General features: G+C 61.2%; 11 protein-coding genes and 3 pseudogenes. 11 read left to right on the plus strand and 3 right to left on the minus strand.

All coding sequences use genetic code 11. The features are described 5' to 3' along the window. Position 1: 1 nt before the first annotated feature. From AB4O25_RS10125 to AB4O25_RS10140, 4 genes and pseudogenes are all read left to right on the plus strand, one after another. Positions 2 to 505, plus strand: a complete 504-nt coding sequence (locus tag AB4O25_RS10125; protein WP_017527683.1) for an ureidoglycolate lyase — start codon at positions 2 to 4, stop codon at positions 503 to 505. Between the two features lie 51 nt (positions 506 to 556). Further along, positions 557 to 1,840 (plus strand): urate hydroxylase PuuD, encoded by a 1,284-nt coding sequence (locus AB4O25_RS10130; protein WP_017527682.1) that lies wholly within the window; start codon positions 557 to 559, stop codon positions 1,838 to 1,840. A gap of 158 nt (positions 1,841 to 1,998) precedes the next feature. Then, positions 1,999 to 3,344, plus strand: a pseudogene (locus AB4O25_RS10135) (nucleobase:cation symporter-2 family protein). A 230-nt stretch (positions 3,345 to 3,574) separates the two neighbouring features. Continuing rightward, entirely contained in the window at positions 3,575 to 4,360 is a 786-nt protein-coding gene (locus tag AB4O25_RS10140; RefSeq protein ID WP_017527680.1) for an outer membrane protein OmpK, read from the plus strand. 44 nt (positions 4,361 to 4,404) lie between these two features. Here AB4O25_RS10140 and AB4O25_RS10145 read toward each other — a convergent pair. Together AB4O25_RS10145 and AB4O25_RS10150 are read right to left on the minus strand one after the other, a co-directional pair. Continuing rightward, a pseudogene (locus tag AB4O25_RS10145) lies at positions 4,405 to 5,554 on the minus strand (patatin-like phospholipase family protein). Between the two features lie 30 nt (positions 5,555 to 5,584). After that, complete coding sequence (locus AB4O25_RS10150) at positions 5,585 to 6,520, minus strand: lipid A biosynthesis lauroyl acyltransferase (RefSeq protein WP_460150838.1); 936 nt, start codon at positions 6,518 to 6,520, stop codon at positions 5,585 to 5,587. Positions 6,521 to 6,639: 119 nt separating this feature from the next. On the opposite strand from AB4O25_RS10150, the gene minC reads away from it, so the two are divergent. From minC to AB4O25_RS10185, 7 genes and pseudogenes are all read left to right on the plus strand, one after another. Then, on the plus strand, positions 6,640 to 7,377 hold the full coding sequence (gene minC, locus AB4O25_RS10155) for a septum site-determining protein MinC (RefSeq protein ID WP_026067245.1): 738 nt from the start codon (positions 6,640 to 6,642) through the stop codon (positions 7,375 to 7,377). Between the two features lie 201 nt (positions 7,378 to 7,578). Continuing rightward, positions 7,579 to 8,392: pseudogene (minD, locus tag AB4O25_RS10160) on the plus strand (septum site-determining protein MinD). 3 nt (positions 8,393 to 8,395) lie between these two features. Then, complete coding sequence (gene minE / locus AB4O25_RS10165; protein ID WP_003175252.1) at positions 8,396 to 8,650, plus strand: cell division topological specificity factor MinE; 255 nt, start codon at positions 8,396 to 8,398, stop codon at positions 8,648 to 8,650. Between the two features lie 96 nt (positions 8,651 to 8,746). After that, on the plus strand, positions 8,747 to 9,382 hold the full coding sequence (locus tag AB4O25_RS10170) for an RluA family pseudouridine synthase (protein ID WP_017527675.1): 636 nt from the start codon (positions 8,747 to 8,749) through the stop codon (positions 9,380 to 9,382). Between the two features lie 184 nt (positions 9,383 to 9,566). Next, positions 9,567 to 10,856: a M18 family aminopeptidase gene (locus AB4O25_RS10175; protein WP_017527674.1), complete on the plus strand. Its 1,290-nt coding sequence runs from the start codon at positions 9,567 to 9,569 to the stop codon at positions 10,854 to 10,856. A gap of 248 nt (positions 10,857 to 11,104) precedes the next feature. Beyond that, positions 11,105 to 11,281, plus strand: coding sequence for a hypothetical protein (locus tag AB4O25_RS10180; protein WP_017527673.1), 177 nt, complete (start codon positions 11,105 to 11,107; stop codon positions 11,279 to 11,281). 52 nt (positions 11,282 to 11,333) lie between these two features. Beyond that, positions 11,334 to 13,499 (plus strand): mechanosensitive ion channel family protein, encoded by a 2,166-nt coding sequence (locus AB4O25_RS10185; protein ID WP_065876504.1) that lies wholly within the window; start codon positions 11,334 to 11,336, stop codon positions 13,497 to 13,499. 59 nt (positions 13,500 to 13,558) lie between these two features. Here the strand turns inward: AB4O25_RS10185 and AB4O25_RS10190 are convergent, their stop codons facing one another. Then, positions 13,559 to 13,780, minus strand: a complete 222-nt coding sequence (locus AB4O25_RS10190) for an MbtH family protein (RefSeq protein WP_017527671.1) — start codon at positions 13,778 to 13,780, stop codon at positions 13,559 to 13,561. Between the last annotated feature and the right edge of the window lie 37 nt (positions 13,781 to 13,817).

Below are 13,817 nucleotides of genomic sequence, written 5' to 3' on the forward strand. Positions count from 1 at the left end.
CATGCGCACACTGATGATCGAACCCCTGACCAAAGAAGCCTTCGCCCCTTTCGGAGACGTTATCGAAACCGACGGCAGCGATCACTTCATGATCAACAACGGGTCGACCATGCGCTTTCACAAACTGGCGACGGTCGAAACAGCACAGCCTGAAGACCGCGCCATCATCAGCATCTTCCGCGCCGACGCGCTGGATATGCCGTTGACCGTGTGCATGCTGGAGCGACACCCGCTGGGCAGCCAGGCTTTCATTCCGCTGCTCGGCAACCCCTTTCTGATCGTGGTCGCGCCACTTGGCGATGCACCTGTATCGGGCTTGGTCCGCGCCTTCGTTACCAACGGCAGGCAGGGCATTAATTACCATCGCGGCGTCTGGCACCACCCGGTGCTGACGATCGAAAAGCGGGATGACTTCCTGGTGGTTGATCGCAGTGGCACAGGCAATAACTGCGATGAGCATTTTTTTGAAGAGGATGAGCGGTTGATCCTCGCCCCCCACCAATAAGAGAAGGCCGGATCACCCGACAACAAGGGTGACAGGCGAGAGGTAAAGACTGTGGAAGCACATCTGTTGGAATGGCTGAACCTGAGCGTGCGCTGGGTTCACATGATCACTGGCGTCGCCTGGATCGGCGCTTCTTTCTACTTTGTCTGGCTGGAAAACAACCTTAATCGCGTCAATCCCAAGAGCGGCCTGGCCGGTGACTTGTGGGCGATCCACGGTGGCGGTATCTACCACCTGGAAAAATACAAACTGGCCCCACCGACCATGCCGGACAACCTGCACTGGTTCAAATGGGAAGCCTATTTCACCTGGATGTCGGGCGTCGCGCTGCTGTGCGTGGTGTTCTACTGGAACCCCACGCTGTACCTGCTCGCCCCCGGCAGCACACTCAGCGGCACCGAAGGCGTGTTGCTGGGCATCGGCTCACTGTTCGCCGGCTGGTTTATCTATTCCTTCCTGTGCGACTCGGCCCTGGGCAAGCGCCCTGCCCTGCTCGGTTTTATCCTGTTCGTGCTGTTGATTGCGGCCGCCTATGGCTTCAGCAAAGTGTTCAGCGGCCGTGGCGCCTACCTGCACGTGGGTGCGGTGATCGGCACCATCATGGTGGGCAACGTGTTCCGCATCATCATGCCGGCGCAGCGCGCGCTGGTGGCCGCCATCGCCGAGAACCGCACACCCGACCCGGCCCTGCCGGCCAAGGGCTTGCTGCGTTCACGCCACAACAACTACTTCACCTTGCCGGTGCTGTTCATCATGATCAGCAACCACTTCCCGAGCACCTACGGCAGCCAATACAACTGGCTGATCCTGGCGGGTATCGCGGTGGCGGCGGTGTTGGTGCGGCATTACTTCAACACCCGTCACAACAGCCAGAAGTACGCGTGGACCCTGCCGGTGGGCGCGTTGGCGATGATCAGCCTGGCGTACGTCACCGGGCCCAAGCCGGCGGAGCCGATTGCCAAGGCACCCGCGGCCATCGAATACCAGCCACTGCCGGAAACGGCGTTGGGCGGCGGCTTGAAACCCGCAGCGCCCGCCGCGCCGGCCGCTGAACCGGCACCGGCCCAGGCCGGCACCGACTTCGGCCAGGTGCACCATGTGATCGAGCAACGCTGCACGGTGTGCCACTCGGCCAAACCCACCAGCCCGTTGTTCAGCACCGCACCGGCCGGCGTGATGTTCGACACCCCGCAGCAGATCCAGCAGCAGGCCGCGCGCATCCAGGCGCAAGCCGTGGCGAGCCAGATCATGCCACTGGGCAACATCACGCAGATGACCCAGCAGGAGCGGGATTTGATTGGTGCCTGGATCAATCAGGGGGCGCGAACCAACTGATCTGATACATACAGGATTGCTCCAGAGGGCGGTGTTTGAGTCACTGATGCTTTGAATGACACACCGCCATCGGGAGCAAGCCCCCTCCCACTGGGGATCAGCAGTGTTTTGAAGAGTGCGTTCCACACAACACAACAATAAAAGATTCGAGGTGTTGCATGTCCCAGTTAGAACCGCAGACTCCTGCCGCGCCCGCAATGGCGCGGCTGCCCCTCTTGCAACTGATCCTGGTAGGCCTGCAACACGTCTTGCTGATGTACGGCGGCGCCGTCGCCGTGCCTTTGATCATCGGCCAGGCCGCGGGCCTGAGCCGTGAAGAAATCGCCTTCCTGATCAACGCCGACCTGCTGGTGGCCGGTATTGCCACCATGGTGCAGTCGTTCGGCATCGGCCCGGTGGGCATTCGCATGCCGGTGATGATGGGCGCCAGTTTCGCCGCCGTCGGCAGCATGGTCGCCATGGCCGGCATGCCCGGTATCGGCTTGCAAGGCATCTTCGGCGCAACCATCGCCGCCGGGTTCTTCGGCATGTTGATCGCGCCGTTCATGTCCAAGGTGGTGCGCTTCTTTCCCCCCTGGTGACCGGCACGGTGATCACCGCCATCGGCCTGTCGCTGTTTCCCGTAGCCGTGAACTGGGCCGGTGGCGGCAGCGCCGCCGCTACCTTCGGTTCGCCGATTTACCTGGCGATTGCCGCCCTGGTACTGGCCACCATCCTGCTGATCAACCGCTTCATGCGGGGTTTCTGGGTGAATATCTCCGTGTTGATCGGCATGGGCCTGGGCTACGGCCTGTGCGGCATGATCGGCATGGTCGACCTCAGTGGCCTGGCCCAGGCGCCCTGGGTGCAGGTGGTGACACCGCTGCACTTCGGTATGCCGACGTTCGAGCTGGCGCCGATCCTGTCGATGTGCCTGGTGGTGGTGATCATCTTTGTCGAATCCACCGGCCTGTTCCTCGCCCTGGGCAAGATCACCGACCAGGAGGTCACGCCGAAGATGCTGCGCCGCGGTTTGCTGTGTGACGCCGGCGCATCGTTCTTCGCCGGGTTTTTCAACACGTTTACCCATTCCTCCTTCGCGCAGAATATCGGCCTGGTGCAGATGACCGGCGTGCGCTGCCGCTCGGTGACGATCATGGCCGGCGCGTTCCTGATCGTGCTCAGCCTGCTACCCAAGGCCGCCTATCTGGTGGCGTCGATACCGCCGGCAGTGCTCGGCGGCGCGGCCATTGCCATGTTCGGCATGGTTGCGGCCACCGGTATCAAGATCCTCCAGGAAGCCGACATCGCTGACCGTCGCAACCAGTTGCTGGTGGCGGTGAGCATCGGCATGGGCCTGATCCCGGTGGTGCGCCCGGAATTCTTTGCACAACTGCCGCTGTGGATGAACCCGATTACCCATAGCGGCATCGCCATGGCCACCCTCAGCGCGTTGTCGCTGAACATACTGTTCAACATCCTTGGCGGCGCTGAACGCGTTGCGGTTGAGCACGCCCATACCTGAAACATGCCCCATTGTCGCCCTGTGCGCGCTGTAACGGCGCACTTGAGCCCAGACGTGGGAGCCAGTATTCTCCGCGCCCGCTTGTATCGACGGTGGTTTTACCGCCTTGGCGCGGCTTTTGCTGTAGCCATAAAGCTGACCAATCAGACGAGTTTTTCAGCGAAACCAAAGGCGCCACATCAGAGCGCCACATGAGAAAAACCATAAAACCTTAACTCGGGAGCAACCGAATGAAACCTCTGTTCAAAGGCCTGGTGTTGGCAGGATCCCTGCTGGCCGGCGGCCAGGCCGTGGCGGGTGACTTGTTGCAGTGGCAGAACAACAGCCTGACCTACCTGTGGGGCAAGAGCTTTACCATCAACCCGCAGATCCAGCAGACCGTCACCTTCGAACACGCCGACGCGTGGAAGTACGGCGACAACTTCTTCTTCCTCGACCGCATCTTTTACAACGGCAAGGAAGACGGCAACGTCGGCCCGAATACTTACTACGGCGAGTTCAGCCCACGGTTGTCATTCGGCAAGATTCTCGACAAAGACCTGTCCTTCGGCCCGATCAAAGATGTGCTGCTGGCCATGACTTATGAGTTCGGCGAAGGCGACAACGAGTCGTACCTGGTCGGCCCGGGCTTTGACTTGAACATCCCCGGTTTCGATTATTTCCAGCTGAACTTCTACCAGCGCCAGACCGAAGGCAATCGCCCGGGTGATGGCGTGTGGCAGATCACCCCGGTGTGGTCGTACACCCTGCCGGTGGGCAACTCCAATATCCTGATCGACGGCTTTATGGATTGGGTGGTGGACAACGACAAGAACGCCCGTGGCACCTATCACGCCAACCTGCACTTCAACCCACAGGTCAAATATGACTTGGGCAAGGCGCTGCATTGGGGCGACAAGCAGCTGTATGTCGGCTTTGAATACGACTATTGGAAGAACAAGTACGGGATCGAAGATTCGGGCGCGTTCAAGACGACGCAGGACACGGCGAGTTTCCTGGTCAAGTACCACTTCTAAAGAGCACTGCAAACCTATGTGTGAGGGGCTTGCCCCTCACACATTCAGATTGGGTTTATGCCCAGGAACCGCGTGATTTCTTCGCGCTTGGCCAACGCATCGCTGCGCCCCAACCTCGATCAACTCGCTGCAATACCCCGCCTCGAACAGCAAATAACTCAACACCCCCGCCCCGCTCGTCTTGGTCGCCCCTGGGCCACGCAAGAACAAACGCAACGCCGCCGGCAGCTCCTGGCGATGCCGTGCCGCGATTTCATCGATCGGCTGGCTGGGTGCGATCACCAACACGTCTACAGGCGCCAGGCCACGGGCCGTGCTGTCGGCCGGTTGCAAATGGCTGAACTGGTTCAGGCGTTCCAGCAGTTCGATGTCGCTTTCCAGGCTGTCAATGAACGTGCTGTTGAGCATATGCCCACCGATCTGCGCCAGCGTGGGTTGCTGGCCGGTGTACGTGCGTTGTATCGCCGGCTCGTTGCCCCGTGGGTTGCCGCTGACGCCCACCACCAGTACGCGACTGGCGCCCAGGTGCAGGGCCGGGCTGATGGGTGCGGATTGGCGCACGGCACCGTCGCCGAAGTACTCCTCGTCGAGTTTGACCGGGGCAAATAACAACGGGATCGCCGAACTGGCCAGCAGGTGTTCAACCGTCAGTTGGGTGGGTATGCCGATACGGCGGTGCCGCAGCCATGCGTCGATGGTGCCGCCGCCTTGGTAGAAGGTCACCGCTTGCCCGGACTCGTAGCCGAACGCGGTCACCGCTACCGCATGCAGGTGCTGTTGCCGGATGGCTTCGTCGATCCCCGCCAGGTGCAGCTTGTCCTGCAGCAAGTCGCGCAGCGGTGAACTGTTGAGCAATGCCACAGGAAATTGCCGGCCCAGGCCGAACAGGCTGTGGATCAGGAAGCGACTCGCCTGGCGGACCACGCCAGGCCAATCGCTGCGCAACACCAGATGGCTGCGAAAGCCCTGCCAGAACGCGGTAAGGCGTTGCACCGCCGCCCTGAAGTCCATCGCACCGCTGGCCAGGCTCACCGCATTGATCGCGCCGGCCGAGGTGCCGACGATCACCGGAAATGGGTTGGGTGCCCCCGGCGGCAGCAGTTCGGCAATTGCCGCCAACACCCCCACCTGATACGCCGCGCGCGCACCGCCGCCGGAAAGAATCAAACCTGTAACCGGTTCAGATGGGGGCATTGCGTCACTCCATGTGGGGAAAAGTCGGTCTTATCGACGGCGTTTTTCGTACAGTTTGGGTTCACCCGGTGGCCGGCTCTTGAAACGCCGGTGGGTCCACAGGTATTGCTCGGGGCACTCACGCACCGCGGCTTCGACCCATTGATTGATGCGCAGGCAATCGATTTCGTCGGTCTCGCCGGGGAAGTCGGTCAACGGTGGGTGGATCACCAAGCGGTAACCGCTGCCGTCGGCCAGGCGCTCCTGGGTGAACGGCACCACCAACGCCTTGCCCAGGCGCGCGAACTTGCTGGTGGCGGTGACGGTGGCGGCCTGGATGCCGAACAATGGCACAAAGATGCTTTGCTTGGCGCCGTAGTCCTGGTCCGGCGCGTACCAGATGGCACGGCCGGCACGCAGCAGCTTGAGCATGCCGCGCACGTCTTCGCGCTCGATGGCCAGGGAGTCGAGGTTATGGCGTTCGCGGCCACGGCGCTGGATAAAGTCGAACAAGGGGTTGCCGTGCTCACGGTACATGCCATCGATGGTGTGCTTCTGGCCAAGCAGCGCCGCGCCGATTTCCAGGGTGGTGAAGTGCAGGGCCATGAGGATCACGCCCTTGCCATCCAACTGCGCTTGTTTGAGATGCTCCAGGCCTTCGACGTGGGCCAGCCGCGCCAGGCGCTGGCGCGACCACCACCAGCTCATGGCCATTTCAAAGAAGGCGATGCCGGTGGACGCAAAGTTTTGCTTGAGCAGTTGCTTGCGCTCTTTGGCGGTTTTTTCCGGGAAGCACAATTGCAGGTTACGCGCGGCGATGCGACGACGTTCGCCCGCCACGTGGTACATGCCGGCGCCAAGCAACCGACCAATGGTCAGCAGCGTGCGGTAGGGCAACTGGGTGACCAGCCACAGCAGGCCTAGCCCCAGCCATAACAGCCAGAAACGCGGGTGACAAAATGCAGCTCGAAAACGCGGGCGATCCATTACAGATTCCGGTAAAGACAGGGCCGCGCATTCTACAACGGTTCGACCCGGCTTGCGGCGGGTGAGTGTTCTCGTTATAAGTCTCGACACTTTTCGTGACAAGCCGCTTTATGCCGACCATGAGCCAAACCGAACCGCTAGACCAAGATCCCGTGTTCCAGCTGAAAGGCAGCATGCTCGCCATTACCGTGCTGGAACTGGCCCGCAACGACCTCGACGCCCTGGACCGCCAGCTCGCCGCCAAGGTCGCGCTGGCGCCGAACTTTTTCAATAATGCCCCGCTGGTACTGGCCCTGGACAAACTGCCCGCCGGCCAGGGCGTGATCGACTTGCCCGGCCTGATGCGCGTGTGCCGCTCCCATGGCCTGCGCACCCTGGCCATTCGCGCCAGCCGTATCGAAGACATTGCCGCCGCCATCGCTATTGAACTGCCAGTACTGCCGCCGTCCGGCGCTCGCGAGCGTCCGCTGGACCCGAGCGAAGGTGAAGTGAAGAAAAAACCGGAAAAACCACCCGAGCCGACGATCAAGCCTACAAAGATCATCACCTCGCCCGTACGCGGCGGGCAGCAAATTTACGCCGAAGGAAGCGACCTGGTGGTGATCGCTTCGGTCAGCCCCGGCGCGGAACTTCTCGCCGATGGCAACATCCATGTATACGGCCCGATGCGCGGACGTGCACTCGCCGGCATCAAGGGTGATACCAAGGCGCGTATTTTCTGTCAGCAGTTGACCGCTGAGCTGGTCTCCATTGCAGGCCGGTACAAGGTTTCCGAAGATTTGCGCCGTGATCCGCTATGGGGGGCCGGGGTGCAGGTCAGCCTGGCGGGCGATGTGTTGAACATCACCCGGCTTTAACGGATACTGCCGCATTTTCCAAGCATCTCTAGACTCTGATAGCACAGCGAAACCGGCAATACTTGTGTAGGAATCTTCTGAAGTTGGCGTTTCCTTTACGCAAACGACATCTTTTTCCTACAAGGGCTGTCCGCCTGCAGCGAGTTTCAAGAGATGTTTTTCAGGGGCTGAAAAGTCCTTTTTCCTTAGGGGTGAAACACCTTGGCCAAGATTCTCGTGGTTACATCCGGCAAGGGTGGTGTGGGTAAGACCACCACCAGCGCCGCTATCGGTACCGGCCTCGCTCTGCGCGGCCACAAGACAGATCATCGTCGACTTCGACGTCGGTTTGCGTAACCTCGACCTGATCATGGGCTGCGAACGCCGCGTGGTGTACGACTTCGTCAACGTGGTAAACGGCGAAGCCAACCTGCAACAGGCCCTGATCAAGGACAAGCGCCTTGAGAACCTGTACGTACTGGCCGCCAGCCAGACCCGTGACAAAGACGCGCTGACCAAAGAAGGCGTGGGCAAGGTCCTGGCCGAGCTGAAGGAAACCTTCGAATACGTGGTGTGCGACTCCCCGGCCGGCATCGAAACCGGTGCTCACCTGGCGATGTACTTCGCCGATGAAGCCATCGTGGTGACCAACCCGGAAGTTTCGTCGGTACGTGACTCGGACCGCATGCTGGGCCTGTTGGCGAGCAAATCCCAGCGCGCCGAGAAAGGCGAATCGCCGATCAAGGAGCACTTGCTGCTCACCCGCTACAACCCTGAGCGCGTCAGCAACGGCGAGATGCTCGGTGTTGAAGACGTGAAGGAAATCCTCGCGGTGACCCTGCTGGGCGTGATCCCGGAATCCCAGGCCGTGCTGAAGGCTTCCAACCAGGGCGTGCCGGTGATTCTTGACGACCAGAGCGACGCCGGCCAGGCGTACAGCGATGCCGTCGATCGTTTGCTGGGCAAGACCGTGGAACATCGCTTCCTCGATGTAAAGAAGAAGGGATTCTTCGAGCGTATCTTTGGAGGCAACTAAACAATGAAATTTCTCGACTTCTTTCGCGCCAACAAAAAGCCAAGCACCGCGTCGGTCGCGAAAGAGCGTCTACAGATCATCGTGGCGCACGAACGCGGCCAACGCAGTACCCCGGACTACCTGCCCGCCTTGCAAAAGGAACTGGTCGAGGTGATCCGCAAGTACGTCAATATCGGCAACGATGACGTGCATGTCGCCCTGGAAAACGACGGCAGCTGCTCGATTCTGGAACTCAATATCACCCTGCCTGATCGTTGATCGAACAGGCGGCCGCCACGGCGGCTCGATCACCTTGATCTCTGTGCGAGAGCGGGGTGGTCGAGCCGCCGTTGGCGTTTGTTACGAGGCTGTTTAATGCCGTTGTCCAACATCCATATCCTTCATCAGGACGCCGCCGTCCTGGTGGTGAACAAGCCGACCCTGCTGCTCTCGGTGCCTGGTCGCGCCGACGACAACAAAGACTGCCTGATCACCCGCCTGCAGGAAAACGGCTACCCCGAAGCCCGCATCGTCCATCGACTGGACTGGGAAACCTCGGGGATCATTCTGCTGGCCAGGGACGCCGATACCCATCGCGAACTGTCCCGCCAATTTCACGACCGTGAAACCGAGAAGGCCTACACCGCCCTGGCCTGGGGCCAACCGGCACTGGACAGCGGCAGCATCGACCTGCCCCTGCGCTACGACCCCCCGACCAAGCCCCGCCACGTGGTGGATCATGAGTTCGGCAAGCACGCGCTGACCTTCTGGAAAGTGCTGGAGCGTTGTGGCGAGTGGTGCCGGGTAGAACTGACGCCGATCACCGGGCGTTCGCACCAGTTGCGTGTGCATATGCTGTCCATCGGCCACCCGTTGCTGGGTGATGGCCTGTACGCCCACGAACAAGCCCTGGCCGCCTGGCCGCGCCTGTGCCTGCATGCCAGCATGTTGAGCTTCACGCACCCGCAAAGCGGTGAGCGCTTGCGCTTCGAGTGCCCAGCTCCTTTTTAAGCTGTGAACACCGTCAAATGTGGGAGGGGCGGTGCGACGATTCGACTTGCTCCCGATGGCGGTGTATCAGCTCCAGAGGTATGGGCCTGACCCACCGCCATCGGGAGCAAGCCCCTCCACATTTGTTCTGTGCACTTGCCGCTATCGAACGGTAAACTTGCGGCACTGCTGTCTGGAGCTATTTATGCGCGAAGCGTTGAATCAAGGCCTGATTGACTTCCTCAAGGCCTCCCCTACTCCTTTTCATGCCACTGCCGCCCTGGCCCAGCGCCTCGAAGCGGCCGGTTACCAGCGTCTCGACGAACGCGAGACCTGGACCACCGAAGCCAACGGTCGCTACTACGTGACCCGCAACGACTCCTCGATCATCGCCTTCAAGCTCGGCCGTCACTCGCCGCTGCTGGGCGGTATCCGCCTGGTCGGCGCCCATACCGACAGCCCGTGCCTGCGGGTCAAGCCCCAGCCGGAGCTGCAACGCCAGGGCTTCTGGCAACTGGGCGTTGAAGTCTATGGCGGCGCACTGCTGGCACCGTGGTTCGACCGTGACCTGTCCCTGGCCGGCCGCGTGACTTTCCGCCGCGACGGCAAGGTCGAGAGCCAGTTGATCGACTTCAAGCTGCCCATTGCCATCATCCCCAACCTGGCCATTCACCTGAACCGTGAGGCCAACCAGGGTTGGGCGATCAATGCCCAGACCGAGCTGCCGCCGATCCTCGCGCAGTTTGCCGGTGACGAGCGCGTGGACTTCCGCGCCGTACTCACCGAGCAATTGGCACGCGAACATGGGTTGAACGCCGATGTGGTGCTCGATTACGAGCTGAGCTTCTACGACACGCAAAGTGCTGCGGTGATTGGCCTGAACGGCGACTTTATCGCCGGTGCGCGCCTGGACAACCTGCTGTCGTGCTACGCCGGCCTGCAAGCCTTGCTCACCAGCGACAGTGATGAAACCTGCGTGCTGGTGTGCAACGACCACGAAGAAGTCGGTTCCTGCTCGGCGTGCGGTGCCGACGGCCCGATGCTGGAACAGACCCTGCGTCGCCTGTTGCCCGAAGGTGACGAGTTCGTACGCACCATCCAGAAATCCCTGCTGGTGTCTGCCGACAATGCGCATGGCGTGCACCCCAACTATGCCGACAAGCACGACGCCAACCACGGCCCCAAGCTCAATGCCGGCCCGGTGATCAAGGTCAACAGCAACCAGCGCTACGCCACCAACAGCGAAACCGCCGGGTTCTTCCGCCACTTGTGCATGGCCGAAGAAGTGCCCGTACAGAGCTTCGTGGTGCGCAGCGACATGGGTTGCGGCTCGACCATCGGCCCGATCACCGCCAGCCACCTGGGCGTGCGCACCGTCGATATCGGCCTGCCGACGTTCGCCATGCACTCCATCCGTGAACTGTGCGGCAGCCATGACCTGGCGCATTTGGTGAAAGTGTTGGGTGCGTTCTACGCGAGCCACGACCTGCCCTGATCTCAAGGGCTGAATGCGGTCAAAAAATGTGGGAGGGGCGGTGCGACGATTCGACTTGCTCACGATAGCGGTGTATCAGTCAATGAATCTGGTGACTGAAACTCTGCTATCGGGAGCAAGCCCCACACACATTGGGTTCTGTGTGTTTCTGGAAATATGACCCAGGCCAAACTGATCTGCATCATCTGCACTTTCCATAATCCGACCTAGACTTGTCAGTATTCCCACTCCGACAAGGCCGTCGCCCCATGATCTCCATGTCCGCCTTCCACGCCATGCTTATCCCTATCCTGATCGGCATGTTCCTGCTTGCCGTGGGGTTCAATTTTCGGGACAAGCCCGTCGGCGTGTTCGGCATGTGGGTCGGTATGCTGCTGATCCTGGGTACCGTGGTGTACAAGATCCTCGCCAAACTGGCCGAATGACGCCTGCCCTCGTACACTCGGTCAACCTGCCGTCTCCAAGGTTGACCGCCTCGTGCTTTCCCGTCTGTTCGCCCTGCCCTGCTACCTGTTGATCGCCCTGCTCATCCTGCTTCCCACTTCGCCTGCCCACGCCGTGGGTTTGCCCGGACTGTTGGGGGGCACCGCCAAGGCTCAACCTCAGGCCGAGGTACCTCTGGGGCAGTCGCTGGATGAGGTGATCAAGACCCTGGAAAACGACCAGCAGCGCAGCCAACTGCTCAGCGACCTGAAAAAGCTGCGTGCCGCCACGCAAAAGGCCCAGCCCGTGGCCGAGCAAGGTGTGCTCGGGCTGATCGGCAGCACGCTGTCCGGTTTTGAACAGCAATTTTCGGGTAACGACAGCCCGCTGGGACGCTGGTCCAATGAAGTCGACCAGGCCAAGGAGGAACTCGACGCCTTGATGCTGCCGGCCAGTGAGTGGCTGCCGATCATCTTCGGTTTTGCGCTGATCCTGGCGGTGTGGAGCCTGTTGGCGGCCGCGCTGATCTGGCTCAGCCACCGTGTGCGCGAGCGCTTCGGCCTGCCGGAAGAACTTCCCCAACACCCGCGCACCTGGGACATGCTGCGCTTTGCCCTGCGCAAACTGGGGCCTTGGCTGATCGCATTGGTGATCACGGTTTACCTGAGCTATGCCCTGCCCTCGTCCCTGGGCAAATCCCTGGCGATGGTGCTGGCCTACGCGCTGGTGGTGGGTACCTGTTTTTCGGCGATCTGCGTGATTGCCTTTTCCCTGCTCGACGGCCCGCACCGTCACCGCGCGCTGTATATCCTGCGCCACCAGGCATTTCGCCCACTGTGGCTGATCGGCAGCTTTGCCGCCTTTGGCGAAGCGTTGAGCGACCCGCGCCTGGTGACCGCCCTGGGCCAGCACCTGGCCCATACCGCTGCGACCGTGGCCAATGTAATGGCGGCGCTCTCCACCGGCGTGTTTATCCTGCGTTTCCGCCGGCCGATTGCGCACCTGATCCGCAACCAGCCGCTGTCGCGCCGCCTCACCCGACGCGCGCTCACCGACACGCTGTCGATCATCGGCACCTTCTGGTACCTGCCGGCGATGTTATTGGTGGGTATTTCGCTGTTTGCCACCTTCCTGTCGGCCGGCGACACCAGCACCGCCCTGCGCCAATCGTTGTTATGCACGGTGTTGCTGGTGTTGTGCATGGTGATCAATGGCCTGGTGCGGCGCCATGCCCTGAAACCCCAACGGCACAAACGTCATGCGCTGTATTCCGAGCGCCTGAAAAGCTTCATCTACACCCTGGCCCACTTGGCGGTGTGGCTGGTGTTTATCGAGCTGGGCCTACGGGTGTGGGGCCTGTCGCTGATTGGCTTTGCCGAAGGCGAGGGCCATGAAATCGCGGTCAAGCTGTTTGGCCTGGCCGGCACGCTGCTGTTTGCCTGGCTGATCTGGATCCTCAGCGACACCGCGATCCACCACGCGCTCACCCGTTCGCGCAAAGGCCTGGCGAATGCGCGGGCGCAGACCATGATGCCGTTGATCCGCAACGTGCTGTTCGTAACCATCTTTATCATCGCCGCCATCGTGGCCCTGGCGAACATGGGCATGAACGTCACTCCACTGCTGGCCGGTGCCGGTGTGATCGGGCTGGCCATCGGTTTTGGTGCGCAGTCGCTGGTGGCGGATTTGATCACCGGCCTGTTCATCATCATCGAAGACTCCCTGGCCATCGACGACTACGTGGATGTGGGCGGCCACCTCGGTACTGTCGAGGGCCTGACCATCCGCACCGTGCGCCTGCGCGACATCGACGGCATCGTGCACACCATCCCGTTCAGCGAAATCAAGAGCATCAAGAACTACTCCCGTGAGTTCGGCTATGCGATCTTCCGGGTGGCGATCCCCTACAACATGCAGATCGATGCCGCGATCAAGTTGATCCGCGACGTGGGCCAGAAAATCCGCAACGACCCGCTACAGCGCCGCAATATCTGGTCGCCGCTGGAGATCCAGGGGGTGGAGAGTTTCGAATCAGGCAGCGCGATCCTGCGTGCACGCTTCAAGACGGCGCCGATCAAGCAATGGGAAGTGTCGCGGGCATTCAACCTGGCGCTCAAGCGGCAACTCGACGAAGCAGGGCTGGACCTGGCCACGCCGCGCTTGAGTGTGCAGGTGGTGACGGGCGCTACGGGCGGGCTGGAAAAAGACAAGACCGCGTGAACCCGCAGAAGCCGTCCGGTGGTGGCGAGAAAGCGTGCTTGCTCGCCACACGGGGTGAGTCAGGCCAGCGCAGCGCCGTCCATTTTCTGGCGCAGGCTTAACGGGCGCATGTCGGTCCAGGTTTCTTCAATGTAGGCCAGGCATTCTTTTTTCAGACCGCTCTTGCCCACGGTGCGCCAACCTTCCGGCACGGCCTTGTAGTCGGGCCAGATGGAATATTGTTCTTCATGGTTGACCACTACCTGAAACAGGATGTCGTCGCGGTCAAATACTGAGGTCATTGCTGTTCTCCGTTGCTCAAAGGCTGGCTGCGCACCA

It is taken from the genome of Pseudomonas sp. S3_A03 (assembly GCF_054668275.1).

Bases quoted from the DNA above. Each gene is read 5' to 3' on its own strand.
- AB4O25_RS10180 (WP_017527673.1), top strand. From the start codon at position 11,105: ATGATCTCCATGTCCGCCTTCCACGCCATGCTTATCCCTATCCTGATC.
- AB4O25_RS10140 (WP_017527680.1), top strand. From the start codon at position 3,575: ATGAAACCTCTGTTCAAAGGCCTGGTGTTGGCAGGATCCCTGCTGGCC.
- AB4O25_RS10150 (WP_460150838.1), bottom strand. From the start codon at position 6,520: ATGGATCGCCCGCGTTTTCGAGCTGCATTTTGTCACCCGCGTTTCTGG.
- minC (WP_026067245.1), top strand. From the start codon at position 6,640: ATGAGCCAAACCGAACCGCTAGACCAAGATCCCGTGTTCCAGCTGAAA.
- AB4O25_RS10190 (WP_017527671.1), bottom strand. From the start codon at position 13,780: ATGACCTCAGTATTTGACCGCGACGACATCCTGTTTCAGGTAGTGGTC.
- minE (WP_003175252.1), top strand. From the start codon at position 8,396: ATGAAATTTCTCGACTTCTTTCGCGCCAACAAAAAGCCAAGCACCGCG.
- AB4O25_RS10125 (WP_017527683.1), top strand. From the start codon at position 2: ATGCGCACACTGATGATCGAACCCCTGACCAAAGAAGCCTTCGCCCCT.
- AB4O25_RS10170 (WP_017527675.1), top strand. From the start codon at position 8,747: ATGCCGTTGTCCAACATCCATATCCTTCATCAGGACGCCGCCGTCCTG.
- AB4O25_RS10175 (WP_017527674.1), top strand. From the start codon at position 9,567: ATGCGCGAAGCGTTGAATCAAGGCCTGATTGACTTCCTCAAGGCCTCC.